27 protein-coding genes are annotated in these 22,584 nt (G+C 69.5%); 3 read left to right on the top strand and 24 right to left on the bottom strand.

Annotated elements, in window-relative coordinates; genetic code table 11:
- Positions 1 to 13: 13 nt before the first annotated feature.
- The 11 genes from ACMATS_RS25665 to ACMATS_RS25615 all read right to left on the bottom strand — a co-directional run bounded on the left by ACMATS_RS25665 (position 14) and on the right by ACMATS_RS25615 (position 7,750).
- Complete coding sequence (locus ACMATS_RS25665; RefSeq protein ID WP_390780325.1) at positions 14 to 379, bottom strand: hypothetical protein; 366 nt, start codon at positions 377 to 379, stop codon at positions 14 to 16.
- Positions 380 to 664: 285 nt separating this feature from the next.
- Positions 665 to 1,033, bottom strand: coding sequence for a hypothetical protein (locus ACMATS_RS25660; RefSeq protein ID WP_390780207.1), 369 nt, complete (start codon positions 1,031 to 1,033; stop codon positions 665 to 667).
- A 146-nt stretch (positions 1,034 to 1,179) separates the two neighbouring features.
- Entirely contained in the window at positions 1,180 to 1,749 is a 570-nt protein-coding gene (locus tag ACMATS_RS25655) for a hypothetical protein (RefSeq protein WP_390780206.1), read from the bottom strand.
- A gap of 365 nt (positions 1,750 to 2,114) precedes the next feature.
- The gene (locus ACMATS_RS25650) at positions 2,115 to 2,567 is read right to left on the bottom strand and encodes a hypothetical protein (protein ID WP_414169222.1); all 453 of its coding nucleotides are present in this window, start codon (positions 2,565 to 2,567) and stop codon (positions 2,115 to 2,117) included.
- Between the two features lie 92 nt (positions 2,568 to 2,659).
- Positions 2,660 to 3,049: a YwqJ-related putative deaminase gene (locus ACMATS_RS25645; RefSeq protein WP_336411609.1), complete on the bottom strand. Its 390-nt coding sequence runs from the start codon at positions 3,047 to 3,049 to the stop codon at positions 2,660 to 2,662.
- Positions 3,042 to 3,539 carry an SUKH-3 domain-containing protein gene (locus tag ACMATS_RS25640; RefSeq protein ID WP_414169221.1) on the bottom strand — a complete coding sequence of 166 codons (498 nt, stop codon included), beginning with the start codon at positions 3,537 to 3,539 and terminating at the stop codon, positions 3,042 to 3,044. Before ACMATS_RS25640 ends, ACMATS_RS25645 begins: the two co-directional genes overlap by 8 nt.
- Positions 3,540 to 3,545: 6 nt before the next feature.
- Entirely contained in the window at positions 3,546 to 6,092 is a 2,547-nt protein-coding gene (locus ACMATS_RS25635) for a YwqJ-related putative deaminase (RefSeq protein WP_414169220.1), read from the bottom strand.
- Positions 6,089 to 6,487, bottom strand: a complete 399-nt coding sequence (locus tag ACMATS_RS25630; protein WP_390780202.1) for a DUF6507 family protein — start codon at positions 6,485 to 6,487, stop codon at positions 6,089 to 6,091. The genes ACMATS_RS25635 and ACMATS_RS25630 overlap by 4 nt, the downstream gene beginning before the upstream one ends.
- A 42-nt stretch (positions 6,488 to 6,529) precedes the next feature.
- Entirely contained in the window at positions 6,530 to 6,838 is a 309-nt protein-coding gene (locus ACMATS_RS25625; protein WP_390780201.1) for a pore-forming ESAT-6 family protein, read from the bottom strand.
- Between the two features lie 21 nt (positions 6,839 to 6,859).
- Positions 6,860 to 7,192 (bottom strand): hypothetical protein, encoded by a 333-nt coding sequence (locus ACMATS_RS25620; protein ID WP_390780200.1) that lies wholly within the window; start codon positions 7,190 to 7,192, stop codon positions 6,860 to 6,862.
- A 183-nt stretch (positions 7,193 to 7,375) separates the two neighbouring features.
- Positions 7,376 to 7,750, bottom strand: a complete 375-nt coding sequence (locus tag ACMATS_RS25615) for an ATP-binding protein (protein ID WP_390780199.1) — start codon at positions 7,748 to 7,750, stop codon at positions 7,376 to 7,378.
- 283 nt (positions 7,751 to 8,033) lie between these two features.
- Here ACMATS_RS25615 and ACMATS_RS25610 point away from each other — a divergent pair, with 283 nt between their 5' ends.
- Complete coding sequence (locus ACMATS_RS25610; protein WP_414169219.1) at positions 8,034 to 8,270, top strand: GntR family transcriptional regulator; 237 nt, start codon at positions 8,034 to 8,036, stop codon at positions 8,268 to 8,270.
- Between the two features lie 28 nt (positions 8,271 to 8,298).
- Here the strand turns inward: ACMATS_RS25610 and ACMATS_RS25605 are convergent, their stop codons facing one another.
- Genes ACMATS_RS25605 through ACMATS_RS25585 form a run of 5 tightly spaced genes read right to left on the bottom strand, consistent with a single transcriptional unit; the run spans position 8,299 to position 12,392 of the window.
- Positions 8,299 to 9,066, bottom strand: coding sequence for a hypothetical protein (locus tag ACMATS_RS25605; protein WP_390780197.1), 768 nt, complete (start codon positions 9,064 to 9,066; stop codon positions 8,299 to 8,301).
- A 42-nt stretch (positions 9,067 to 9,108) separates the two neighbouring features.
- On the bottom strand, positions 9,109 to 11,289 hold the full coding sequence (locus ACMATS_RS25600) for a hypothetical protein (protein ID WP_414169218.1): 2,181 nt from the start codon (positions 11,287 to 11,289) through the stop codon (positions 9,109 to 9,111).
- Positions 11,286 to 11,687: a DUF6507 family protein gene (locus tag ACMATS_RS25595; RefSeq protein WP_390780195.1), complete on the bottom strand. Its 402-nt coding sequence runs from the start codon at positions 11,685 to 11,687 to the stop codon at positions 11,286 to 11,288. Before ACMATS_RS25595 ends, ACMATS_RS25600 begins: the two co-directional genes overlap by 4 nt.
- A gap of 42 nt (positions 11,688 to 11,729) precedes the next feature.
- Entirely contained in the window at positions 11,730 to 12,038 is a 309-nt protein-coding gene (locus tag ACMATS_RS25590; RefSeq protein ID WP_390780194.1) for a pore-forming ESAT-6 family protein, read from the bottom strand.
- Positions 12,039 to 12,059: 21 nt separating this feature from the next.
- Positions 12,060 to 12,392, bottom strand: coding sequence for a hypothetical protein (locus ACMATS_RS25585; RefSeq protein WP_336411605.1), 333 nt, complete (start codon positions 12,390 to 12,392; stop codon positions 12,060 to 12,062).
- A gap of 332 nt (positions 12,393 to 12,724) precedes the next feature.
- On the opposite strand from ACMATS_RS25585, the gene ACMATS_RS25580 reads away from it, so the two are divergent.
- Complete coding sequence (locus tag ACMATS_RS25580) at positions 12,725 to 13,639, top strand: NAD(P)-binding domain-containing protein (protein ID WP_414169217.1); 915 nt, start codon at positions 12,725 to 12,727, stop codon at positions 13,637 to 13,639.
- Here ACMATS_RS25580 and ACMATS_RS25575 read toward each other — a convergent pair.
- The 7 genes from ACMATS_RS25575 to ACMATS_RS25545 form a co-directional block, all read right to left on the bottom strand.
- Complete coding sequence (locus ACMATS_RS25575) at positions 13,629 to 14,975, bottom strand: nucleotidyl transferase AbiEii/AbiGii toxin family protein (RefSeq protein ID WP_390780192.1); 1,347 nt, start codon at positions 14,973 to 14,975, stop codon at positions 13,629 to 13,631. The two genes, ACMATS_RS25580 and ACMATS_RS25575, sit on opposite strands and share 11 nt — an antisense overlap.
- A complete protein-coding gene (locus ACMATS_RS25570; RefSeq protein ID WP_390780191.1) occupies positions 14,972 to 15,634 on the bottom strand; it encodes a hypothetical protein in 663 nt (220 codons plus the stop codon). Before ACMATS_RS25570 ends, ACMATS_RS25575 begins: the two co-directional genes overlap by 4 nt.
- Positions 15,635 to 15,706: 72 nt before the next feature.
- A complete protein-coding gene (locus ACMATS_RS25565; protein ID WP_390780190.1) occupies positions 15,707 to 16,102 on the bottom strand; it encodes a hypothetical protein in 396 nt (131 codons plus the stop codon).
- On the bottom strand, positions 16,099 to 16,374 hold the full coding sequence (locus ACMATS_RS25560; protein WP_390780189.1) for a hypothetical protein: 276 nt from the start codon (positions 16,372 to 16,374) through the stop codon (positions 16,099 to 16,101). The genes ACMATS_RS25565 and ACMATS_RS25560 overlap by 4 nt, the downstream gene beginning before the upstream one ends.
- A gap of 52 nt (positions 16,375 to 16,426) precedes the next feature.
- On the bottom strand, positions 16,427 to 17,563 hold the full coding sequence (locus tag ACMATS_RS25555; RefSeq protein ID WP_336413420.1) for a PP2C family protein-serine/threonine phosphatase: 1,137 nt from the start codon (positions 17,561 to 17,563) through the stop codon (positions 16,427 to 16,429).
- A 247-nt stretch (positions 17,564 to 17,810) separates the two neighbouring features.
- Positions 17,811 to 18,620, bottom strand: a complete 810-nt coding sequence (locus ACMATS_RS25550; protein ID WP_390780188.1) for an Fpg/Nei family DNA glycosylase — start codon at positions 18,618 to 18,620, stop codon at positions 17,811 to 17,813.
- Between the two features lie 65 nt (positions 18,621 to 18,685).
- Complete coding sequence (locus ACMATS_RS25545) at positions 18,686 to 19,174, bottom strand: ribose-5-phosphate isomerase (protein WP_390780187.1); 489 nt, start codon at positions 19,172 to 19,174, stop codon at positions 18,686 to 18,688.
- Positions 19,175 to 19,365: 191 nt separating this feature from the next.
- Here ACMATS_RS25545 and ACMATS_RS25540 point away from each other — a divergent pair, with 191 nt between their 5' ends.
- Positions 19,366 to 20,817 carry an amino acid permease gene (locus ACMATS_RS25540; RefSeq protein WP_390780186.1) on the top strand — a complete coding sequence of 484 codons (1,452 nt, stop codon included), beginning with the start codon at positions 19,366 to 19,368 and terminating at the stop codon, positions 20,815 to 20,817.
- Between the two features lie 224 nt (positions 20,818 to 21,041).
- Here the strand turns inward: ACMATS_RS25540 and ACMATS_RS25535 are convergent, their stop codons facing one another.
- The gene (locus tag ACMATS_RS25535; RefSeq protein ID WP_414169216.1) at positions 21,042 to 22,541 is read right to left on the bottom strand and encodes a serine/threonine-protein kinase; all 1,500 of its coding nucleotides are present in this window, start codon (positions 22,539 to 22,541) and stop codon (positions 21,042 to 21,044) included.
- Positions 22,542 to 22,584 lie beyond the last annotated feature (43 nt).

Genomic DNA, 22,584 nt, shown 5'->3' with positions numbered 1-22,584 from the left:
GCGGCAGAACCTATCACTGGGCCGACTCCGTCACTTTGTGCGCTTTGTGCGTTGCTTTGGGGGTGGGGGCGGGGGCGTCATCGGATGTGGACGAGGATGTGGACACAGGCGTAGGCGTAGGCGTGGGTGCCACCGGCGCATACCGCTGCTGTTGCTGCTTCTGCTGCTCTTTCTGCTTGGCGAGGGTGTGTTGAATGAACGACCACCCGACGCATCCGGCGCACAGCACCGCAGCAATGGCAATTCCGGCAAATACCTTGCCGAGCTTCTCGTCCGCGGAGCGGCGGGCCCGCTGGGCCCCGTAGAGCAGCGCATCCCGCATACGGCGGCGCCGCACGGACACCGACTCCAGCAGCTGACTGTCGTAATCCTTCGCCATCATTCCCCGTCTTGCCCGATGCACCGGGCTTGCCGCGCTTGCTTCGCGATCCGGCAACGACCCCCACGGTGGCAGCCCGGTCCGGTTCGGAACCGGTGCCGGGAGTTTGTTCAGCTTAGCCCGTGGGTCCGACAGGGCGGGGTGGGGGCGCGGGGCGGCTTGTCCGTTTTGGAGTCGTGGATCCGCATTGCGGGGAGGCCCCCACCGGAATATCTGTTACGCACGCATTACTTGATGCCGAACTCCGACCGGGCGGCCTTTCACTGCACGGCACGTCACGTCACATCACGGCGACAAAGGCGGGGCGTGGGCGGCGCGGGCCTCGTTGTGGATGGCCAGGCACTCGTCCATGGCCGCCCGCCAGGCGGGGTCGCCCCCGTCGAGGGTGTTCGCGGCGTTCAGCGCGGCGTGGTACCGCGCGGCCACCGCCGGACGGCGCTCGATCTCGATCTCCGTGGCCCACTTGGTGAGAAAGGCGCGGATGGGATGGAACGAGGCGTGCCGCGTGGCGAGCGTGAACGCCTGGTCCCGGTCGGCCTGGTACTCGGGCAGCCGCGCCGGATCGAGCCGCGCGAGGGCGGTGCGGAGCGCGGGGAAGGTCGCGGCGGGCCGCGGGATGAGGTCTCCCGGCTCGTCGGCGTGCGGCGCACTCATGCAGCGGCGGCCTCCTCCTGCATCGTGTGTTGCGTGGGTGTCAGCCCGCAAGGGTACGGAGTTCTGCCGGGGATTACGGGACGATCGTTGGCCAAGGGTCACCACCGGCGGCCGGGAGGCAGGTGTTCCGGCCGCCGGCGCTCGCGCTACAGCTTCGGCTCCCACGGCACCACCGTGAAGTCGCCGCTCTCCACCTTCTCGAACGGCGCGGAGCTCACGCACTTGGGCAGGTCGTTCGTGTCGCGCGGGCTGCCCGTGGCCGCCCAGCTGTAGCCGAGGCGGTCGCCGTGCCTGCCTCTGTCGTCGACGGTGAAGCCGACCCGCTTGCCCACGGAGCCGTCCAGGTCGGACTTGGTGATGACGCCCGTGGCCACGGCCACCTTGCCGCCCGTGACCAGGCAGTCGATCCGGCCCTCGGCCGAGGCGCCCTTGCCGTGCAGGTAGTGGCTGAAGCGGAACGTGCCGTGGGCCTTGTCCGGGGCCATCTGGTCCTTGGCGTCCAGGTGCGCGTCGAAGGTGAAGTGGATGTCGTCCCCGGCGGAGCGGTACAGCTTTCCGGTGCCGGTGAGCGAAGCGGCTTCCCGCTGCGGCCGGTTGTGCCGGCCGCCCGCGTCGTCGGAGGCAACTGCCGTGCCGGCGGCGGCTGTGGCGATGAGAAGTGCGGCGCCCAGGGCGGCGATCCGGGTGCGGTTGCGGGGCAGGGCGAAACGGGTCATGGCAGGACCTCGCGATCAGCGACGAGAGGGACGGTCGGGACGACCGTCGGCCGGTGTCTCCGGCCGTGCTCCACACTCCCGCCCGGCGCCCCTCCGGCACATCGCGCCGCGGACTGATCACCGTTCAGCCGCGCGGCGGTCCGCCGGTCAGACCTCGGGAGGACCTCCACGCAACCGGACACGTGCAGTGGGCGGTACCGACCCGCCCTCGACGCCGGCGTCACCGCCGAGCCACCCGGCGGCGAGGATGAAGCCGATCGCCAGGCCCCGTGCAGGAGACGGCGGCCGCTCCCGGCAGACGCTTCCGACAGCGGAAACCCTGAATTCTGGGCCCGATTATTCGGGGTTTCTGCTGTCGGAAGCGCTCACTTCAGCTTGTACTCGCACGGCTTGCCGGACTTTCCGTCCTGGTTGTCCGCGACCTTCTTGCCGTCGACCTTGATGACGCACGAGGCCGCCCGGAGCATGCCGTCGTCGCCCTGCGTCGAACCCGGAGCAAGGGTCAGCAGGTGCCCGACCCTGTGCTCCGCGCCGACCACCGAGACCTTGGCCGTCTTCTGCCAGGGCAGAGAGACTTCCTCACCCTTGTTCGTGTCCAGGTCGTAGTAGACCTGGGTCTTCCCGGTGCCCTGCACCTCGAAGGTCACTTCGTGCGTGACGTCCTTGTCGCCTGCGTCGGCCTTCGGCTCCACGCTCGACTTGGCGGTGGTGTCGCTCTTGGCAGAGCCCTTGTCGCCGCCCCCGCCGCTGCTGCCACATCCCGTCAGCAGAGCGGCAGTTGCGATCAGTGCCGCCATCCCGGTGAGTGTCTTACGCATGGGTCCCCCTTGTCGATCACCACAGAACAGGCAGGCGATCATAGTGGAGTTCCCCTTGCTGCCCGCCCGGGATCGGCCTCCTCCGAAGTTCGTCAGGCCCCGTGGACCACAACACCCAGCGCTTCCAGCAACGCCGTGCACGACCGGCAAGGCCGGGTGATCCGGCCGTGCTCGGGGTCGCCGTCGGGGCGAATCTTCCGGGACAGGATGACCGCTCCCTCGAAATGAGGCCGGGCTTCCGCGATGGTGGTGACGCGGCCGTCGGCGCGCTCCGCGTCGAGTGCCCAGAACTGGTCGGAGATCAGAGCGGACTCGGCACACGTGCCGAGGAATCGCTCGCGCTGCTCGGCCGGCAGAGCGTCGAAGAATTCCTGCACGGTCGGGTGCAGGTTCGGCGTCCCCTCACCGAACAGGCTGGTGTGGCTGACGATCGCGTCCCGGATGAGCAGGGACGCGGCCACGGAAGGGTAGGTGTCAGACAAAGTAATCCTCCGCGTCGGCAAGGGTGTCCCCGCTGAGCGCGTTCGCGAAAGCCTCGAACTCGTTCTGCCCGAGGAAATATCCGCCGGTGTGGTGCAGGTAGAAGAAACGCCCCGTCCCGTCCACCAGCCAGACGCCGTTCTCGTAGGTCTCGAAGGCCACCGGGAAAAGCTCCGAGCCCAGCTGCTCGGCAAGTTCGGCGATCTGCCGGGCGTCCCCGCGGAAGCCGATGGTGGGGTCCATCATCAAGGTCATTTTCGGCTCGCCCCCGGGGTAGGGCAGTTCAAGCCCTCCGTACGAACGGATGACGCGGACGGCCGCTGCGGAAGGTGTCAGGGGCGACCCCTGCTCCGCCGCGCCGCGTACCCGCAAGGACACGAGTTCGTCGGCCCGTTCGCCGATGTCCCGGCCGGGAGACCACCCGTGCGCCGACAGCCAGCGCTCGACATCGGGCGTATGAGTGTTCAAGGTCATGAGCAGCTCCTTGCGCATACGCGCCTACGAATGAGGGTGGATTCCCAGGCCGGGAAGGACGTGCCTGCAAGTATGACAGGGCGGGAAATAGGTGCCGTGCGGCTCCGTGAGCTGTGTCTCCGGATTGAACTGCTCACCGATGGTTCGCGTATGCATGACTGCACCCTCAAGGCGCTCCCTGGCCTCTTCCACGGTTTTTATGTTCTTCCCCGTGGGGTCGAGCATCTTCAACCGGTCGTTGATCAGCGCAATTTCCGAGCACTTGCCGTGCCCACGACCCAATCGGTCGATAAGCCCCGCGTCCTTGTCCCGCTGGAGCTGGTCGAGCATGTCCTGGAGCACCGGATGGTTCTTGGGCATCTTCTGGCCACCGAATTTGGTGGTGCTGGTGTGCGAAGTGATCACGTTGTCGTGGAGCAGGCTGCCGGCACAACCCGAATCGAGCTTGTGCTGTCCCTTGGGGATCGGGGGCTCCTTGCCGGTGACAACGACATCCGGATCCCTCCGCGCCTTGTCCGCCAGGTTCTGGGACTCGTCGGTGAGAGCCTTGATCTTCTCTTCGGGCGTCAAGTGCGACACGTCCACTGCCGGTGTCCGGTGGTGCTTCATGACGTCGGCACTGGACCCGTGCCACGCCGGCTGCGGGTCGAGCGGCTTGCCCGAAGGCCCGCCGCCATGGCCTCCGGCCCCGGCGGGGTCGTGCGGCGGCGGGGGGTCTCCGGCGTCGTGACCGCCGTGGCCGTCGTGGCCACCGGGGTGGTCCCCTCCGCCGGCCTCGGCAGGGTGCGCGCCGTCGCCTTCGTGGGCGTTGCCCGAGTGCGCGTCGTGGGCGTTGCCCGAGTGCGCGTCGTGGGCGTTGTTGTGGCCGCCGTCGTGCGGCGGGTTGTCGTCCACGTGACGGGGCTCGTCGTGGCCGTGTGGAGTGGAGTCGTGGTGACTCCCGCCGCCACCCGTGTTGTGGCCACCCGATCCTCCGCCCGGAGCGTCGTGCCCAGGGTGAGCCGGCGTGCTGTGGCCGCCATGCGTGTCCGGCGTGTGCGAAGCGCTCCCGGAGTAGCCGGCGGGTTCACCGGCGTGGCCGCCCGTGTGCGAGGCAGCGCTGTCGGCGGCTCCGCCTCCCGCGTGGGCGGATGCCTGGGGGTGCGAGCCGCCCGCGTGGACGAGGACTGGCTTTTCGGCCGGGCTGGTCTCGTGGGTGCCGCCGAGGTCGGTCTTGTGCGGTTCCTTGACGGCCGGAGGCGCGGCCAAGTTGCCGTGCTGGTCGAGGATTTTGCCCTCGGGGCTGAGGACGCGGGGCTCGCCCTGGGGCGTGGTGTACTTCAGGCCCTCGGGAGTGGAGACCAGGGGTCCGGGGTGTTCGGATGTGCCCTTGAGGAAGTCGGCAGTCGGGCCGGTGCGCAGGTCCTTCATCCCGGACATCAGGTCGCCGACCTGGAGCTTGACGAACTCGCCCGCCTTGCCGACATACGTCATCGGGTCCACGAGCCGGCCCGTTTTGCCGAGGGCGTTCGCCAGCTTCGCAGCGGCGCTCACCTTGCTCGCCGCACCCACCTCGCCCGCCTCGCCGGCCTTGGACGCGAGGCTGCCCGCCTTGCCGAGCTTGAGGAAGGAGCCGGCGCCGAGGGTGAGGACGTTGAAGGCGACGGTGCCGCCTGCGCGGGTCGGGTTCTTGTCCCACTCGTCCCAGGCGACGAGCGACTTGCCGAAGTCGCGGAGCGCCTTCTTCTGCTTGTCCGTGTCGCTGTGGTCCGTCGGGCCGAACATCTTGTCCATGGCCCAGTCGTACGGGGTCATGAGGTACGCGCTGACGCCGCCAAATACGTTGCCGATGCCGGTCCACGTCTTCTTGAACGTGTCCCAGTCGAAGACGTTGACCATGTTGCCGAGGCCCTTCAGGGTGCCCCAGACTCCATCGACGAAGAAGCCCTTGAGTGCGCTCCCCACATGGTCGGTCGTCCAGTGCCAGGCCGCTTCCACGCCCTCGTACTTGCGCTTGTCGACCTTGCCCCAGGGCGTGTCGTCGGCCTTGGCCGCGTCATCCGCACTGACGCCGTACATGCCCTTCTTGTGGGAGCCGTCGTCGGTCGTCCACTTGGTACCGGTGCCGGCCACGCCGCTGATCGTGTTGGCCGCCTTGCGCTCGGCCTCCTGGAACTGGCCCCAGACCCGGCCCACTTCGTGGATCAGACTGGCGTTCTTGTCGACCTTGCCCTGGTCCTTCTGCCAGTCCTTCTTGCCCTCGACCGACTTGCAGAACGCCTCCGCCTGGGTCTTCAGCTCGCTCATGCGCTGGACGAGCGGACGGGCATCACTGGCGAACGTCGACAGGGCACCGCTGACCGACTCCAGCTTGCCGGCGAACGTGTCCGCGCCATCGCGCACAGGCAGCGTCGTCGCGAACAGCTGCTCCGCTTCCGGAGCGGTGTAACAGGACTTGAGCCCCTGGAACTTGGTGTGAACCTCCCCGCCCGTCGTGCGGATGTCGGACGCGGCCTTCTTCAGCGTGCCCGCATCCTTCTCCAGTTGCTCCAGATCGCCGGAGAAGTCCGGAATGGAACTGACGTCGATCACTTGCCGTCGCCCTTTCCGGCCGAACCGTCCTTGCCCAGCGGGGGCAGCTTCGGCGCACTCAGGGCATCCTTCTGGGCGTCCTCAGCCATCTTGAGGTCACCGGCGATGTACTCCTGAGTGGCCTTCACCGCGCCGCTGATGGACTTGCCCGCCCGGGCGGGCAGGAACTGCAGATCCTTCATCGTGGCATCCGCGAATTCCTGCAGTGCTGCCGCGACCGGACCGGGCGTGCCGCTCTTCGGAGCGACCCCGGGGGCCATCGTGCCCGCGGACTTCGCCGCACTCGCCATGCTGTTGCCGTAGGTCGTGAACTCACCCTCGAACTTGCCCGCGGCAGTGTCGGTGTCGCTGAGCACCGTCCGCACAGCCTCGACCTGAAGATCCCAACTGGACACGAAATACCCCCGTATTTCCCTGAATTACCGTGACGCGCTACGTCAGCCGATGCCGTCGACGGCAGCCTTGGCCTTCGCCAGCGTCGACTGCGCCGTGCCGTCGTTCTTCTCCATCGTGTTCCGGAGAAGGTTGATGATCTGGCGGACCTCGTGCGCCGCGCTCTGCCAGCGCAGTTCCTTGCCGTGGTACTGGTCCGAGACACCATCGGCCTGGAAGTCCGCCATCGCGGCCTTCACCGCGGCGTCACGGTCGTTCAGCACCGACTCCAGGCGGGAGATGATGCCCTGCAGGGAACCCTGCACCTCGCCCGAGGCGCCGGTGTCGTAGCTGCGGCGGTCTGCATTCGCCATGTCTGTCGATCCCCCGTATTCCTAGCGGCCCGAGAAACGGGCTGCGTCGAAGTTCGCCGACGCCATCTGCTGGCGCGCGTTGTCCGCCGACTCCTGGTCGCCCTGACCGAACGAAGAGTCCATGCCGGACTGGCCACCCAGGATCGCGCTCAGGGCGCTGTTCAGGTCAGCAGTCACCTGGTCCGAATGGGACTTGAAGGAGTCGAAGGCCTGCTTGCCGGCGCCGTTGAACTTGCCTTCGAGCGGCTGCGCCGCAGCAATCAGCTGGCGGATCAGGCCGCCCAGGTCCTCACTCGAACCCCGCGTCTTGCCGATCAGGCCCGACAGCGCTGTATTGCCCATGTCGAACTTCACGAGCTCACCCCCGTGTCTCATGTGCCGCCACTCGACGACAACTCGAACATGTCTATCAACATCATCTACGTGACCACAAAGTGCTTTGGTTCCACAGATGACCATGTGTCATCACTGTGTCATGGGCCACTGACAACGGGCGGGGCGCGTACCGCACCCCACCCATTTTGTCCCGCTACGCACTCAACGTGACAGTTCGAACCACACCTTCTTGCCCACCAGTTCCAGCCCGTCCCACACCCACGCGACGCCCCAGTCGCACGAGAGGCGTCGCACGAGCGTCAGGCCTCTGCCGCCCTCCTCTTCCTTGCCCGGTTGCCGTGGCCACGGGAGTCTGCGTGCATCGGCATCGCGCACTGCCACGCGCACGCGCTCCTCGTTCACCACCATCTCCACCGTGAGCTCCTGCACGCGGGCGTGCCGGACGACGTTTGCAACGGTGTCCGAGACACAGACCCGAGCGTCCTCGACCAGTTGGTGATGGTCGGCCGCCACGAGGGCTGCGGTGACGAACTCCCTCGCCAGGCGGGCCGTTGTCGGCACTGCGGGCGCCGTCATGCAGTACGTCGCTCCGCTCACCGGGTCGCCTCGCGGCGGGCGATGCCGATCGTCCGCCGCGAAGTGCGAGGGCCGCATCGGGCCCTCGCACCTGCGACCAGGCGGCAGCTAAGGTCTCGCATGTCGACGCTCCCATAACAGCGTTGGCCACGCCCCGGGATCGTGTCAGCGGTCGCCGGGGTTCTCCTTGAGCGCGGAGCCTAGCGTAGGACCCCTAGGATCCTTGGGGTCCTTATAAATCTCTATCTCGCATAGCACTGCATGGAGCACGTAGCGTGCCCATGTGATCGAATTCGTTCCCGATGTGCCTCGTTGGCGCCAAGTAGCCGAAGTGATCAAGCAGCGCATAAGCGACGGCACGTACCCGCCCGGGTCGCGGGTCCCGTCCGTCGTCCAGCTCACGGAAGAGTTCGGCATCGCGGGCATGACCGCCCACAAGGTGCACCGGGCCCTGCGTACCGAAGGCCTCATCTACACCGAGCCCGGCCTCGGCTCCTTCGTCTCGAAGGAGCTGCCGTAGGGGCGCCCCAAGGCGCCCCTACCGCCTGCTACTTGCCCAGTGCCCCACGCACCGCCGAGCGGACCTCGTCGTCCCCGGACGCCATCAGGTACTCGGCGAACTGCCGGCCCTCCGGGCCGCTCGCCCGGTGGACGACGGCCACCGCGTGCATCAGCGCCCGCTGCGACGGCGCCGCGTCCAGCACGCTCGTCGCGAGCTCCACCGCCGGTGCGCCCTCGGTCGACGCCACCGCGCTCGCCAGGTCCACCAGCTGCGTCGGCAGGTCGAACGGGCGCCGCTCCCCTGCCGTCAGCGACCGCACGCCCCGGCCCACGACGTCCTTGATGTCGTCGAGCAGGGCCGCCAGCACCGCGCCGTCGAGGAGTTCGCCCAGCTTGTCCTCGAAGTACTCGGTGTCGGCGATGCGGACCAGTGCGCGCAGCGCCTCCGTACGGAGCGGGAGCGTGCCCTTCTCCTCCGCCAGGTCCTTGTCGGAGGCCGCCTCCGCGAGCTGCGCGAAGGTGCTGTCCACCGAGAACTTGCGGTCGATCAGCACGTCGTACCACGGCGACCGCTTCGGGTCCGCCGCTGCGCGGATCACGGCGTCGTAGCCGGCCTGCTCGCCCCACGTCGTGAGGGCGAGGCAGGCGAGGAAGCGCTCGTTCTCGGGAGCGGCGGGGTCGTTCATCAGCTCGACGAGGCCGGGGACCCGGTCCCGGTGGGCCGGGTCGTCGAATGCGCCGAAGATGACGTCGTCGATGTCGTCCGTCGGCTCGCCGTCGAAATCCGTGCCGAGCAATTCACGGAAGCGCGTCATGATCAATGCCTTTCGAATGCCTTGGCTGTCGGACGTCGGACGTCACGACGCTTCGTGGATGTACTCGTGCGGAACGACGCCCTTGATGAGCCACTCGGAGTCGCGGCGCGTGTGCATCATGTCCTTGATCCGCTGCTCGATGCGCTTCGTCTTGGCCTTGCCCCAGCCGTGTTCCTTCGCCATCTCCGCGGCCCGCTTCGAGATGTCGTCGTAGCTCGTCCCGGGCGGTACGTCGATGTTCACGTGCTCGCCCGCGATTTTATCGGCGCTCTGCTGGATCGCCGCCTCGACCTCCTTCGGCGAGTACACCTCGACGCCCTTGACCTTGCCGTCGGCGATGTCCTTCACCAGGTTCGGCAGATCCACGCGGATCTTCTTGCCGCCGTAGTCCTTGGCGTCGGCGCCGTCCTCGCTGAGCGACGTGTACGGGCTCTCGGACTTCTTCGGATCGCGGCCCACGATGTGGTCGACGATCGACGCGTCGCCGTTGGGGTCGGCCGGGACCAGGTCGCCGTCCGCGTTGAGGTGGGCCTTCCGCTGGCCCTTGCGGTTGTGCTCGGCCGCGAAGTTGTCGTCCTGGCGCTGGAGGTGCGGGATCTTGTCGTCCGGGCCCGGGTTGTACGTACCGCCCTCGTGCGGGGGCGGGGGCGTACCGCCACCGTCGTGACCGCCGCCGCCATGGCCGCCGCCACCGTCGTGACCGCCACCACCGTGGCCCCCCGTCGGCACATGGCCACCACCGCCGCCACCGCCCAAGTGGGGGCCCGGCTTCGGTATCGGCTTCGGCGCCGGTGCCGGGTGGTCGCCGCCGTGGCCCGCACCCACTCCCGCGGGTACCCGGTCGTGTGACGGCGTACCGGCCGGATGCTGCGCCGCACGCTCCGCCGCCGACGGCTCGGCCGGGATCGGCTTCTGGCTCGGCGTGCCGTCCGGCAGGTCCATCTTGCCGTCGTGGTGGACGACCGTGCCGTCGGGCATCTTCACGGACGTCTCGGGGATCTTGTACTTCCCCGTGCCGTTGAGGAAGTCCGTGTAGGTGCCCTTGTAGACGTTCTTCATCCCGGACATCAGGTCGCCGACCTGGAGCTTGACGAACTCGCCCGCCTTGCCGACATACGTCATCGGGTCCACGAGCCGGCCCGTCTTGCCGAGGGCGTTCGCCACCTTCGCGGCGGCGCTCACCTTGCTCGCCGCACCCACCTCGCCCACCTCGCCGGCCTTGGACGCCAGCGTGCCCGCCTTGCCGAGCTTGAGCAGCGAGCCGGAGCCGAAAGTGAGGACGTTGAACAGGACCGTGCCGCCTGCGCGGGCCGGGTTCTTGCCCCACTCGTCCCAGGCGACCAGGGACTTGCCGAAGTCGCGTGCCGCCTTCCGTGCACGGTCCTCGTCCGGGTCCGGCTTGTCGGGCAGGCCCATGGCGTTCATGGCCAGCTCGTACGGCCTGGCCGTGTAGAGACCGATACCGGTGACGACGTCGCCGATGCCGCTCCACGTCTTCTTGAACGTGTCCCAGTCGAAGACGTTGACCATGTGGCCGAGGCCGGTCAGGGTGCCCCAGACACCGTCGACGAAGAACCCCTTGAGCACGCTGCCCACGTGGTCCGTCGTCCAGTGCCAGGCGGCCTCCAGGCCCTCGTACTTGCGCTTGTCGACCTTGCCCCAGGGCGTGTCGTCGGCCTTGGCCGCGTCGTCCGCGCTGAAGCCGTACATGCCCTTCTTGTGGGAGCCGTCGTCGGTCGTCCACTTGGTGCCGGTGCCGGCCACGCCGCTGATCGTGTTGGCGGCCTTGCGCTCCGCGTCCTGGAACTGGCCCCAGACCCGGCCCACTTCGTGGATCAGACTGGCGTTCTTGTCGACCTTGCCCTGGTCCTTCTGCCAGTCCTTCTTGCCCTCGACCGACTTGCAGAACGCCTCCGCCTGGGTCTTCAGCTCGCTCATGCGCTGGACGAGCGGACGGGCATCACTGGCGAACGTCGACAGGGCGCTGCTGACGGACTCCAGTTTGGTGGCGAACTTGTCCGCGCCATCACGCACGGGCAGCGTCGTCGCGAACAACTGGTCCGCTTCGGGGGCCGTGTAGCAGGAGTGCAGTCCCTGGAACTTGCTGTGGACGTCACCGCCCGTCGTGCGGATGTCGGACGCGGCCTTCTTCAGCGTGCCCGCATCCTTCTCCAACTGGTCGAGATCACCGGAGAAGTCGGGTATGGAACTGACGTCGATCACTTGCCGTCGCCCTTTCCGGCCGAACCGTCCTTGCCACCCAACGGCGGGAGCTTCGGCGCGCTCAGCGCATCCTTCTGAGCGTCCTGCGCCATCTTCAGGTCACCGGCGATGTACTCCTCAGTGGCCTTCACCGCACCACTGATGGACTTTGCCGCCCGGGCGGGCAGGAACTGCAGATCCTTCATCGTGGCATCCGCGAATTCCTGCAGTGCTGCCGCGACCGGACCGGGCGTGCCGCTCTTCGGAGCGACCCCGGGGGCCATCGTGCCCGCGGACTTCGCCGCACTCGCCATGCTGTTGCCGTAGGTCGTGAACTCACCCTCGAACTTGCCCGCGGCAGTGTCGGTGTCGCCGAGCACCGTCCGCACAGCCTCGACCTGAAGATCCCAACCGGACACGAAATACCCCCGTATTTACCCGAATTGCAGTGCTGCGCTACGTCAGCCGATGCCGTCGACGGCAGCCTTCGCCTTCGCCAGCGTCGACTGCGCCGTGCCGTCGTTCTTCTCCATCGTGTTCCGGAGAAGGTTGATGATCTGACGGACCTCGTGCGCCGCGCTCTGCCAGCGCAGTTCCTTGCCGTGGTACTGGTCCGAGACACCGTCCGCCTGGAAGTCCGCCATCGCCGCCTTCACGGCCGCGTCGCGCTCCGTCAGCACCGACTCCAGGCGGGAGATGATGCCCTGCAAAGAGCCCTGGACCTCGCCCGAAGCGCCCGTGTCATAGCTGCGGCGGTCTGCATTCGCCATGGTTCTCAATCCCCCGTATTCCTAGCGGCCCGAGAAACGGGCCGCGTCGAAGTTCGCCGACGCCATCTGCTGGCGCGCGTTGTCCGCCGACTCCTGGTCACCCTGACCGAACGACGAGTCCATACCCGTCTGACCACCCAGAATCGCACTCAGGGCGCTGTTCAGATCGGCCGTCACCTGGTCCGAATGCGACTTGAACGAGTCGAAGGCCTGCTTGCCCGCGCCGTTGAACTTGCCCTCCAACGGCTGCGCCGCAGCAATCAATTGGCGGATCAGGCCGCCCAGGTCCTCACTCGAACCCCGCGTCTTGCCCACCAGGCCCGACAGCGCCGTATTGCCCATATCGAACTTCACGAGCTCACCCCCGTCTTCCCCGTCATCTCAGTTGCTCGTCGTTGCTTGTCGCCTCACGCGCCACGTACGCCACGTACTCCGCTCGGCGACTCGCACACATTTAGCAACATCACCAGCGCGAACACCAAGCCCGATCCGGGCCGACGGGCGCTCTGTTACGAGAACGTGCATGTCGTGACGCAGGCGGGACACCCGATGCTCCTGTGCCGAATTCGGTCCATATATGTGGGCAGAAGTCTCCCGTAAGAGGGGAATTGGCTGGAGAATGGCAATTCACGGGGAGTCTGCCGATTCCCCGCACGAAGCCGTGAATCCGGCGAAACGGGGGAATCATGTGTGCAGAGGTGAGCGTTCTCGGTCTCGGACCCATGGGAACGGCAGTGGCCGCTGCGTTTCTCGGCGCCGGGCACCGGACGACCGTCTGGCACCGAATGCCCGGTACGGCGGGGGAACTTGCGGCGAAGGGAGCCGTGGAGGCGACCTCCGCCGGGGCGGCCGTGGCCGCGAGTCCGCTGGCCGTCGTCTGCGTGGCGCCGTGCGGGGCCGACCGCGAGGTCCTGGACGCGGTGGGCGACGGGATCGCGGGGCGTACGCTCGTCGTCCTCACCCCCGGGTCGCCGGTCCACGCACGCGAGACGGCCGACCGGGCCAGGCGGCACGGCGTCGCCGGACATCTCGACGGCGTGGTCATGCCGGGCCCTTCGGGCATCGGCGACCCCGGCTGTCTGCTGCTCTGCAGCGGCGCGCAGGGCGCCTTCGACAACCACCGCAAGACGCTCGCCGCCCTGGGCGAACCGTTCCACCTGGGGGCCGACGCCGCGCTCGCGTCCGTGTACGAGACGGCGCTGTTCGGTCTGATGTCGGCCACGCTGACCGGCTGGCTGCACAGCGTGGCGCTCGTCGGCGCGGACGGGCCCGGCGGAAACGTCACGGCGACGGAGTTCACCGAGGTGGCCCGCCGGTGGCTGCGGACCGTCGGAGGGCTCATGGACGAGTACGCCCCGCAGATCGGCTCCGGGCACTGTCCGGCGGACGGCATTCCCCTGGAGCGGCACCTCGCGATGGCGGACATCCTCGTCCACGCGAGCGAGCTCCGGGGCGTGGCGCCCGGCCTGCCGGCGCTGCTCAGGGAGCCGCTCGCGCGGGCGGTCGCGGCCGGGCACGGCGGCGAAGGCTACGCGCGGCTGGCCGAGTTCGTGGCGTCCGACGGGGAGGAGAGCTTCGCCACCGGACCCGTCACCGGCTGACGGCCGCCCCCGCCGCCCCCGCCGCCTCCAGCCGGGCCGCCATGCCGTGCGGGCTGCCGGCCCAACCGCCCTCCTTGTACAGGGGTTCGTCACGGCCGAAGCACTTGTCGCGGAAGGTCATCAGCACGTCGGCGGCCCCGCGCAGGGTGCACTCCGTACGGCCGAGCAGTTCGCGTACGACCACGACCGCGCCCAGGCTGTGCACGCAACGGGCGGCGAACCACGCCTCGACGGCCTCCATGCCGCCCGCCGCGCGCTCCTCGCGCACGAGTTCCGTCGTGTCGTGGAAGGCGGCGGCCAGCCGGGCGTACAGCCCGTCCTCGTCGGGGGCGAAGACGGGGGCGAGGGCCATGACCAGGCGTGCCAGGTAGCCGCTGTCGCTGTCCGGGAGTTCGGGGTGGTCCTTGTGGAACTCGAACCAGTCGGCCTCGGCGGCCGAGTAGAGGATGTAGCCGAGGTCGGCGGGCTCGCCGGACTCCCTCAGGACGCGGTCCAGCAGCTCGTACGTCAGGTGCGTGCGCGCGCCCTCCGCGAGGAGCACCGCGTCGTAGAGGTCCTTGGCCTCGGGGTCCGAGTCCGAGACCAGCCAGAGGATCTTCCAGGCGAGGGAGAGCGCGGGGCTCGCCGCCTTGAGGACCGCCGGGGTGCCGCCCGGCGCCGCTCTGGGGAGCTCCGTCCGCACCGGCGGTTCGGGCAGGGGCTCGTTGAAGACGAAGTCGAGCTGGACCGTGCCCTGCGGGACGCCGTCCGCCGTGGCCGTCCAGGGCAGGACGAGGCGGCGGCCGGGCACCCGGTCGTACGTCCAGATCTCGTCGCTCGCGGCGCCGGAGGCGTCGATGCGGACGGGGCTGCCCGGCTCCTGCGAGAGTGCTTCGGCGGCGCGGGCGACGTCGGTGAACAGGGCGTCGGTGCGGGCGTCCTGGAGCTGCCACGTGTGCGGCACGACCACGAAGTCCAGGTCGCCGGGCTCGCGTGCCGCGTCGCCGAACCACGCCTTCAGCAGCACGCTGCCGCGCAGCACCAGGTGCTCGGCCCACTCGGAGCCGGCGACGGCCGCGAGGACGTGGTCCAGTGCGTGGCGGCGTGCCGCGTACCAGGCCGCACCGGTGCCGGCGTCGACGAACTGCGGCTCGCTGAGCCGCATGCCGCGCACGTGGTGGCCGGCGGCCGGGTCGTGGGCGGGGCGCTGGGTGACGCCCTCGCCGGGCACGGGGCGCAGGGTCTGCGGCAAGCCCCGTGCCACGCGCGTCGCTTCGTCCGGTGGGGTCTGCGGGACGACCATGCCGGCGTCCCAGGGGCCGTGGCTGAAACGCTCCCACGGAGTTGCTGCCGTCATGCGTCCGTACCTTCTTCCTCTGCGATCCAGCCTGCGTCGAGTGACTCGTTGCTGTCGTGCACGACGAACTCCCGCTCGACGGAGACGATTTCATGGCCGACGGCGCGGAGCGATGCCGCCAGGGCCTCCAGTCGCTCTCCTGCCGTGCAGCGGCCCACGAGCCTGCACCGCTGGGTGACGAACCGCTCCGCGCGGCCGTCCGCCCGTACGCGACGGGCGTTGTACGAGAGGTGTGCGGTGTGGGCGACGGCGAGGGCGGCGAGCGGGGCGGTGTCCGTGCCGGGGGCGAGGAGCAGCTTGACGTGGTGCTCGAAGTAGTGGCGGGCGCCGAGCGCCACGGCCTCGCCGTCCGTCTCCGGCACGCCGTCCGCCCATGGGGCGGCCTCGATCTTCGTCCGTACGATGTCGAACCCGGCGTTCCGCAAGGCGCGTTCGGTGCGTGCGACGGCCTCCCGCACCGCGGGCAGCGCGCCGGAGCGGCGCAGGGTGAGCATGGGCTGGCTCGGGGTGCGTCCGCGCTCCAGCACGATGTGCGTGAACTTCAGCCCGTGCGCCGCCGCGTGGCGTTCGAGGACGCTCGAACCGGCCGAGGTGCCTGAGCGGACGGTGAGGTGGGCTTCGAAGTCGCCGGTGAAGGGCGGGGCGGTGCTGGATGTCACCGGGAAATGATCACATGTCGGGGTTTCCCCCGCCCCCGCCAAGGGGGACGGGGCCCACCATCGGCATGGACCTCAGAAAAAGCCCAACATCCCCGGGGAATCGACGCTGATGGCGAGCGTCCCGGGCGGATATCGGTCCTCGTCATCGGTGAGCAGAATCGACAGACCGGTGAACTCGGCGCGGGGCAGTGCGCAGTACAGGGCGTGACAAGTGTCCGGGCCGCCGTATCCGTCACGGATCATCGTGCCCACGGTGACGGAGGCGATCGCATCAAGAGGGTCGACGGTGACCGTGGGAAAGCCGAGAACCCGCCGGGCTGCGCCATCGCTGTCCGCTTCGGCCTGCATGAGGCAAAGAGCAGGAACATACAGCTGGTCACGCGTGGCCGCCATGTTGGCCGTCAGGAGACTGAGCGTCTTGTGGCCCGCCGCGAGTGCCCCGACAGCGGCGGTGTCCAGGATGATCACGCGGCGGCACTCCGGGCCCTGCTGGCTGCGATCTTGTAGATGTTGCCGAGGATGTCGGGCGCCTGGTCGAACTCGGCGTCACTGATATCGAGACCGATGACCTTGCGCACGTGCTCACGGGCTGCGGCGAGCCGCTCGGCGCGCTGCGCAGCCGTAGGCTCCTGTTCCGCCAGCGATTCGACGAGTTGCCCAATGGTGAGGCCGCGTTCACGCGCGAGCTCGGCGAGGTGGTCGCGGGTTTCGCGAGGGATCTGGATCGTCGTCGTCGCCATAGGGCCACTATAGGGCCATCATGGCGGCGCCGCGGCCTTTTGCGAAGGGTGCCTAGTCCCGGCAGATCAGCAGCAGCGCCCTGTCGTCGTTGACGTCCTTCGCCACCGCCTCGATCAGGTGCCACGCCGCGCCGTGGAAGCCCGAGGTGACGTAGCGGTCGGCCTCGCCCGTGAGGCGGTCCATGCCTTCCGTCAGTTCGCGTTCCGACGTCTCGACCAGGCCGTCCGTGAAGAGCATCAGGACGTCGCCGCGGCGCAGCGTGCCGCGTACCGGCTCGAACTCGGCGCCGTCGTAGACGCCGAGGAGCGGGCCCTCGGCCGATTTCTCCTCCCAGCGGCCCGAGCCGGCGCTGAGGTGGAGGCCGGGGACGTGGCCCGCGGAGAAGAGGTCGTAGTCGCCGCTGTCCAGGTCCAGGACCAGGTGGACGGAGGTGGCGAAGCCCTCGTCCCAGTCCTGGCGGAGGAGGTAGCCGTTGGCGGCGTGGAGGAAGTCGTGCGGCGGGAGGGAGCCGAGCAGGCCGCCGAAGGCACCGGAGAGGAGGAGGGCGCGGGAGGCGGCGTCCATGCCCTTGCCCGAGACGTCCGTGAGGACGACCTCCAGCGTGCGGCCGCCGTTGGTGCGGGCCGCGACGACGAAGTCGCCGGAGAAGGACTGGCCGCCCGCCGGGCGCAGCGCCATCTCGCGGTGCCAGCCGTGCGGGAGCTTCGGCAGCTTGCTCTGGACGCGGATGCGCTCGCGGAGGTCGAAGAGCATCGTGCCGCCGCGCCGCCACGGCACGCCGACGCGGCTGCGGAACTGTGCGATGAGCAGCCCGAAGAAGGCGACCGCCGCGACGACGAGGATGGTGCCGGGGGTGACCCGCTCCGCGCCCTCCTCGTACGGGTCCAGGACCTGGGCCTCCGCGATCAGCGCGGCGGCCGCGGCGGAGTACAGGCCCAGCAGGCTCGCGGGGCGCAGCAGCAGGCCGCCGGCCACGATGGGGAGGACCAGGGCCGCGGGGGCGCACCAGTCGGGCTGGGCGATGGTGCCCAGGGCGAGGGCGGGCACGGACAGCAGCAGCGCGGTGAGGGCGACCCAGTCGGAGCCGTCGCCCCGGAAATAGTCGACACCGGCCTTGCGCACGCTCGTGCGCGCCCGGTGCAGTGCTTTGCGCATCCGGGCCGTCGGGGTCTCCGCAGCGCCAGTCATTGCATCGGGACCCTATCCACCCATTCGGCGGTGCGTCGATTCACGCCGCGCCGGGACGGGCGCCGTGAGGGCGCCCGGGTGGCACCCGGAGAGCAACCTTATGCGTATCGATCCTTATCGATGCGCGGCACGGTCGGGTTTCCGTCTCGTCGGTAACGGCTGATGCACGGTGGTGCCGGACGGGGTCGGGGGATGCGGGAGCCGCGTGCGCGGCGTGTGGCGTGCGCCGGTCGGCGCCCCCGTCCTGTCAGGCCTTCTGGCACTCCGGGCACCAGAAGAGGTTGCGGGCCGCGAGGTCCGCGGTGCGGATGGCGGTGCCGCAGATGTGGCAGGACTGGTGGGCCCGCCGGTAGACGTAGACCTCGCCGCCGTGGTCGTCCACGCGCGGCGGGCGGCCCATGGCCTCCGGCTCGTGCTCGGGGCGGACGGTGTCGATCCGGTTGTTGCGCACGCCCTCGCGCATCAGGGCCACGAGGTCGTGCCAGATCGCGTCCCACTCGCGGCGGGTGAGATCGCGGCCCGCGCAGTACGGGTCGATGCCGTGCCGGAAGAGGACCTCGGCGCGGTAGACGTTGCCCACGCCCGCGACGATCTTCTGGTCCATCAGGAGCGCGGCGATGGTGGTGCGGCTGCGGGTGATCCTGCGGAAGGCCCGCTCGCCGTCGTCGCCCTCGCGGAGCGGGTCCGGGCCCAGCCGGTCGTGTATCGCCTGCTTCTCGGCCTCGGTGATCAGGGCGCAGGTGGTGGGGCCGCGGAGGTCCGCGTAGGCGGAGGCGCCGGCGAGGCGGAGGCGGACGGTGTCCGTGGGCGGGGGCGCGGGGGCGTCCCCGAACGTGTACTTGCCGAAGAGGCCCAAGTGGATGTGGACCCAGCCGGTTTCGGCGAAGCCGAGGAAGAGGTGCTTGCCGTGGGCCTCGGCCGTTGCCAGCACCTGGCCGTCCAACAGGGCCGCGCTGTCCGTGAACTTGCCCTGGGGGCTGGCCACCTGGACGGCTTCGCCCGCGAAGAGGGTGCGGTGGTCCTGGGCCAGGCGGTGGATCGTATGCCCTTCGGGCATGACTCGTCGTCCCTTCGGGCGGAGGGGTGTGGGGGGCGTCTGCCCCCCACACCCGAAAAGAACCCTCAGCCCTGCTGCGGGTGGTGGGCCGGGATCGCGGGGAGCTCCCCCGTCTCCTCGTACGCGCTCAGCATCTCGATGCGGCGCGTGTGACGCTCGTCACCGGAGTACGGCGTCGACAGGAAGATCTCGACGAACTTCGTCGCCTCCTCCTGCGTGTGCATGCGGGCACCCACGCTGATCACGTTCGCGTTGTTGTGCTCGCGGCCCAGCGCGGCCGTCTGCTCGCTCCAGGCCAGTGCGGCGCGGACGCCCTTGACCTTGTTCGCGGCGATCTGCTCGCCGTTGCCGGAGCCGCCGATCACGATGCCGAGGCCGTCCGGGTCGGCGGCCGCCTTCTCCGCGGCGCGCAGGCAGAACGGCGGGTAGTCGTCCTGGGCGTCGTAGATGTGGGGGCCGCAGTCGACGGGCTCGTGGCCGTGGGCCGTGAGCCATTCGACGAGGTGGTTCTTGAGTTCGTAGCCGGCGTGGTCGGAGCCGAGGTAGACGCGCATGGGTCCGAGTGTGGCACGGGGCGGGCCCGGCGCCCGCCACCGGGCGGACCGAAGCGAGTACCGACGTGTACCGGGAGTGAAGACAACGATACGGATTCGGGTCTTCCTAAACACGTCTTTGAAAAGTTCTAATGCGGGCACTCGCAATCCGAGTACCGAAGGAAACAACCCGAATCCGAAGGAACATCCACATGAGCGCGACACCGCCGACGATGACGAAGGGGTCGACGACCGGCGATCCCGGCCGCGAACCGGCGTCCGGCGAGGCCGGACTCAAGGCAGGTCTCAAGAACCGGCACCTGTCCATGATCGCCATCGGTGGTGTCATCGGTGCAGGCCTCTTCGTGGGTTCCGCGTCCGGCATCGCCGCCGCCGGCCCCGGCATCCTGATCTCCTACGCACTCGTCGGCGCGATGGTCGTCTTCGTGATGCGCATGCTGGGCGAGATGGCCGCGGCCAACCCGACCTCCGGCTCCTTCTCCGCCTACGCGGACCGGGCGCTGGGCCGCTGGGCCGGCTTCACCATCGGCTGGCTGTACTGGTTCTTCTGGGTCGTGGTGCTGGCCGTCGAGGCGACCGCGGGCGCGAAGATCCTCGCGGGCTGGGTCCCGGCCGTCCCGCAGTGGGCCTGGGCTCTGATCGTGATGGTCGTCCTGACCGCGACCAACCTCGCCTCGGTGAGCTCCTACGGCGAGTTCGAGTTCTGGTTCGCCGGCATCAAGGTCGTCGCCATCGGCGCCTTCGTGGTCATCGGTCTGCTGGCCGTCTTCGGCGTGCTGCCCGGTGCGCACAACGACACCTCGGGGTTCTCCAATCTCACCGCGCACGGGGGCTTCCTGCCGAACGGCCCCGGCGCGATCCTCACCGGTGTCCTGATGGTCGTCTTCTCCTTCATGGGCAGCGAGATCGTCACCCTCGCCGCCGGCGAGTCCGAGGACCCGCAGCGTGCGGTGACCAAGGCCACCAACAGCGTCATCTGGCGGATCGGCGTCTTCTACCTGGGCTCGATCCTGGTGGTCGTCTCCCTGCTGCCGTGGGACTCCGCGGAGATCGCCAAGAAGGGCAGCTACGTCGCCGCCCTCGACTCCATCGGCATCCCGCACGCCGGCCAGATCATGAACGTCATCGTGCTGACCGCCGTGCTCTCCTGCCTCAACTCCGGCCTCTACACGGCCTCCCGCATGGCCTTCTCCCTCGGCCAGCGCGGCGACGCGCCGAAGGTCTTCGCCCGGGTCAACAGCAAGAACGGCGTTCCGCAGGCCGCGATCCTGGGGTCGGTCGTCTTCGGCTTCCTCTCGGTCGTCTTCAACTACGTGTGGCCGGACACCGTCTTCAAGTTCCTGCTGAACTCGTCCGGTGCCATCGCCCTGTTCGTCTGGCTGGTCATCTGCGTCACGCAGCTGAAGATGCGCGGCATCATCCTGCGCGAGATGCCGGAGAAGCTGGTCGTGCGGATGTGGGCCTTCCCGTACCTGACGTACGCGACCATCGGCATGATCCTCTTCGTGCTCGGCTACATGGTCGTCGACGGCGGGGACAACCGTGACCAGGTGCTGCTGTCGACCCTGGTGGGTGCGATCGTGCTCGTCCTCGGCATCGTCCTCGGGCGGCGGCACGAGGGGCGCGCGTCCGTCGAGCGGTAGGCGGTTCCCTTGACGGGCCCGGGCCCGCACCCCTGAACGGGGGTGCGGGCCCGGGCCCGTCCGGCGGAGGCGCGCCCCGTCAGGGGCGCGGGGAACTGCGCGACCAGCCACGATGCGCCCGCGGTCGAAGTCCCGGGGCTTCGCCCCGGACCCCGAGGCAGTGCGTCGACTGCGGGCCGTCAGTGGCTGGCCGCGCAGTTCCCCGCGCCCCTTCGGGCGCACCGTCACCCCGTGCGGAAGGACTCCTTCACGCGCGCGTAGACGTCCAGTGCGGCCGTCTCCGCGGAGTCCTGGTACCAGACGTTCACCTGGTACGTCCGTCCTCCCTTCTCGAAGCCGAGCTGCCGCCCGTACCACGGGGTGCCGGCCTGCGGGATGGTGTACTCCCAGATCACCGCGGAGTTGCCGCGGAACGTCGTGGGCTCCAGGCGGATCTTGCGGTAGCCGGTGATGCCGTGGAAGTTCTCCTCGTCGCGCTGCCAGTGGGTCACCACGTCCTCCGTCGTACGGGCCTGGCTCGCGGAGATCTCCATGGTGCCGTCCTTCGCGGCGTAGCTGATGTCGCTCGGGCTCTTCTCCGTGCGGTTCCAGTCGGCGGGCGGGGCCCAGCTGAAGCCGTCCTCGGTGCGGCGGGCGTCCGACGGCGAGGAGGACGCCGACGGGGTGCCCGCGGCGCCGCCGCCCCCGCCCGCCGAGCCCTGGAGGGCCAGGAGCACCGCGCCGACCACGACCGACACGGCCACCACCGCGGTCGCCGCGAGCAGGGCGGCCCTGCGGTACGGGCGCGGGCGCGGCGGGAGTTCGTCCTGCGCGGGCTCCGGCGCCGCTTCCGGTGCGGCATCCGGTGCGGCGTCCGGTGCGGGCGGCGGCTGGGCGGTGACCGCGGTCGGCGGGTGCGGGACGGGCTCCGGGGGCGGCGGTGCGCCGACGGCCGCCAGGGTCTCCTCCACTCCGTCGAGCGCGGGGCGGCCGCCCGGGTCCTTGAGCAGCAGCCCGGACAGCAACTCCCGCAGCGGGCCCGCCTCCGGGGGGAGCTCCGGCTCCTCGTAGAGCACGGCGTGCAGGGTGGCCAGCGTCGTCGCCCGGGCGAAGGGCGAGTGGCCGGCGACCGCCGCGCAGAGGGTCGCGCCGAGCGACCACAGGTCCGACGGCGGGCCCTGCTCGCGGCCCTCGATGCGCTCGGGCGCCATGTAGTCGGGGGAGCCGACGAGGGTGCCGGCCATGGTCAGGGCCGCGGCGTCCTGCACGGCCGCGATGCCGAAGTCGGTGAGGACGACCCGGCCGCGCGCGGTGAGCAGGACGTTCCCGGGCTTGATGTCCCGGTGCAGCACCCCGACCGCGTGCACCTCGCGCAGGGCGCGGACCAGGCCGAGGCCGATCCGGGCGGCCTCGCGGGGGGCCACCGGGCCGTCCTGGCGCAGCACCTGCTCCAGGGAGCGGCCGTCGACCAGCTCCATCACGATCCACAGCCGGTCGTTCTCCTCGGCCACGTCGTAGACGCGGACGACGTTGGGATGGTCGATGCGGGCCGTGGCGCGGGCCTCGCGCCGGCTGCGCTCGCGCTGGACGGCGCTCCCCTCCCCCATGAGGCCGTCGATGCGGATCTCCTTGGCCGCCACCCGCCGGTCGAGCATCTCGTCCGTGGCGCGCCACACCCGCCCCATTCCACCGCGCCCGATCAATTCCAGCAGCCGGTAACGCCCCACCACAAGGCGCCCCTGCATCTCACCACTCGAAATTCCCACCAGGCCCGCCCCCATTACGGAA

Source organism: Streptoverticillium reticulum, from assembly GCF_047456005.1.
Taxonomy (GTDB): domain Bacteria; phylum Actinomycetota; class Actinomycetes; order Streptomycetales; family Streptomycetaceae; genus Streptomyces; species Streptomyces reticulum.
This window is presented reverse-complemented; position numbering and strand designations above follow the sequence as displayed.

What these genes read in the sequence shown, in the direction of transcription:
- ACMATS_RS25660 (WP_390780207.1), bottom strand. Translation starts at nt 1,033, where the DNA reads ATGAGTGCGCCGCACGCCGACGAGCCGGGAGACCTCATCCCGCGGCCC.
- ACMATS_RS25535 (WP_414169216.1), bottom strand. Translation starts at nt 22,541, where the DNA reads ATGCAGGGGCGCCTTGTGGTGGGGCGTTACCGGCTGCTGGAATTGATC.
- ACMATS_RS25650 (WP_414169222.1), bottom strand. Translation starts at nt 2,567, where the DNA reads ATGCGTAAGACACTCACCGGGATGGCGGCACTGATCGCAACTGCCGCT.
- ACMATS_RS25550 (WP_390780188.1), bottom strand. Translation starts at nt 18,620, where the DNA reads ATGCCCGAAGGGCATACGATCCACCGCCTGGCCCAGGACCACCGCACC.
- ACMATS_RS25555 (WP_336413420.1), bottom strand. Translation starts at nt 17,563, where the DNA reads ATGACTGGCGCTGCGGAGACCCCGACGGCCCGGATGCGCAAAGCACTG.
- ACMATS_RS25545 (WP_390780187.1), bottom strand. Translation starts at nt 19,174, where the DNA reads ATGCGCGTCTACCTCGGCTCCGACCACGCCGGCTACGAACTCAAGAAC.
- ACMATS_RS25665 (WP_390780325.1), bottom strand. Translation starts at nt 379, where the DNA reads ATGGCGAAGGATTACGACAGTCAGCTGCTGGAGTCGGTGTCCGTGCGG.
- ACMATS_RS25605 (WP_390780197.1), bottom strand. Translation starts at nt 9,066, where the DNA reads ATGACGCGCTTCCGTGAATTGCTCGGCACGGATTTCGACGGCGAGCCG.
- ACMATS_RS25575 (WP_390780192.1), bottom strand. Translation starts at nt 14,975, where the DNA reads ATGACGGCAGCAACTCCGTGGGAGCGTTTCAGCCACGGCCCCTGGGAC.
- ACMATS_RS25590 (WP_390780194.1), bottom strand. Translation starts at nt 12,038, where the DNA reads ATGGCGAATGCAGACCGCCGCAGCTATGACACGGGCGCTTCGGGCGAG.
- ACMATS_RS25615 (WP_390780199.1), bottom strand. Translation starts at nt 7,750, where the DNA reads ATGACGGCGCCCGCAGTGCCGACAACGGCCCGCCTGGCGAGGGAGTTC.
- ACMATS_RS25560 (WP_390780189.1), bottom strand. Translation starts at nt 16,374, where the DNA reads ATGGCGACGACGACGATCCAGATCCCTCGCGAAACCCGCGACCACCTC.
- ACMATS_RS25580 (WP_414169217.1), top strand. Translation starts at nt 12,725, where the DNA reads ATGTGTGCAGAGGTGAGCGTTCTCGGTCTCGGACCCATGGGAACGGCA.
- ACMATS_RS25625 (WP_390780201.1), bottom strand. Translation starts at nt 6,838, where the DNA reads ATGGCGAATGCAGACCGCCGCAGCTACGACACCGGCGCCTCGGGCGAG.
- ACMATS_RS25640 (WP_414169221.1), bottom strand. Translation starts at nt 3,539, where the DNA reads ATGCGCAAGGAGCTGCTCATGACCTTGAACACTCATACGCCCGATGTC.
- ACMATS_RS25655 (WP_390780206.1), bottom strand. Translation starts at nt 1,749, where the DNA reads ATGACCCGTTTCGCCCTGCCCCGCAACCGCACCCGGATCGCCGCCCTG.
- ACMATS_RS25540 (WP_390780186.1), top strand. Translation starts at nt 19,366, where the DNA reads ATGAGCGCGACACCGCCGACGATGACGAAGGGGTCGACGACCGGCGAT.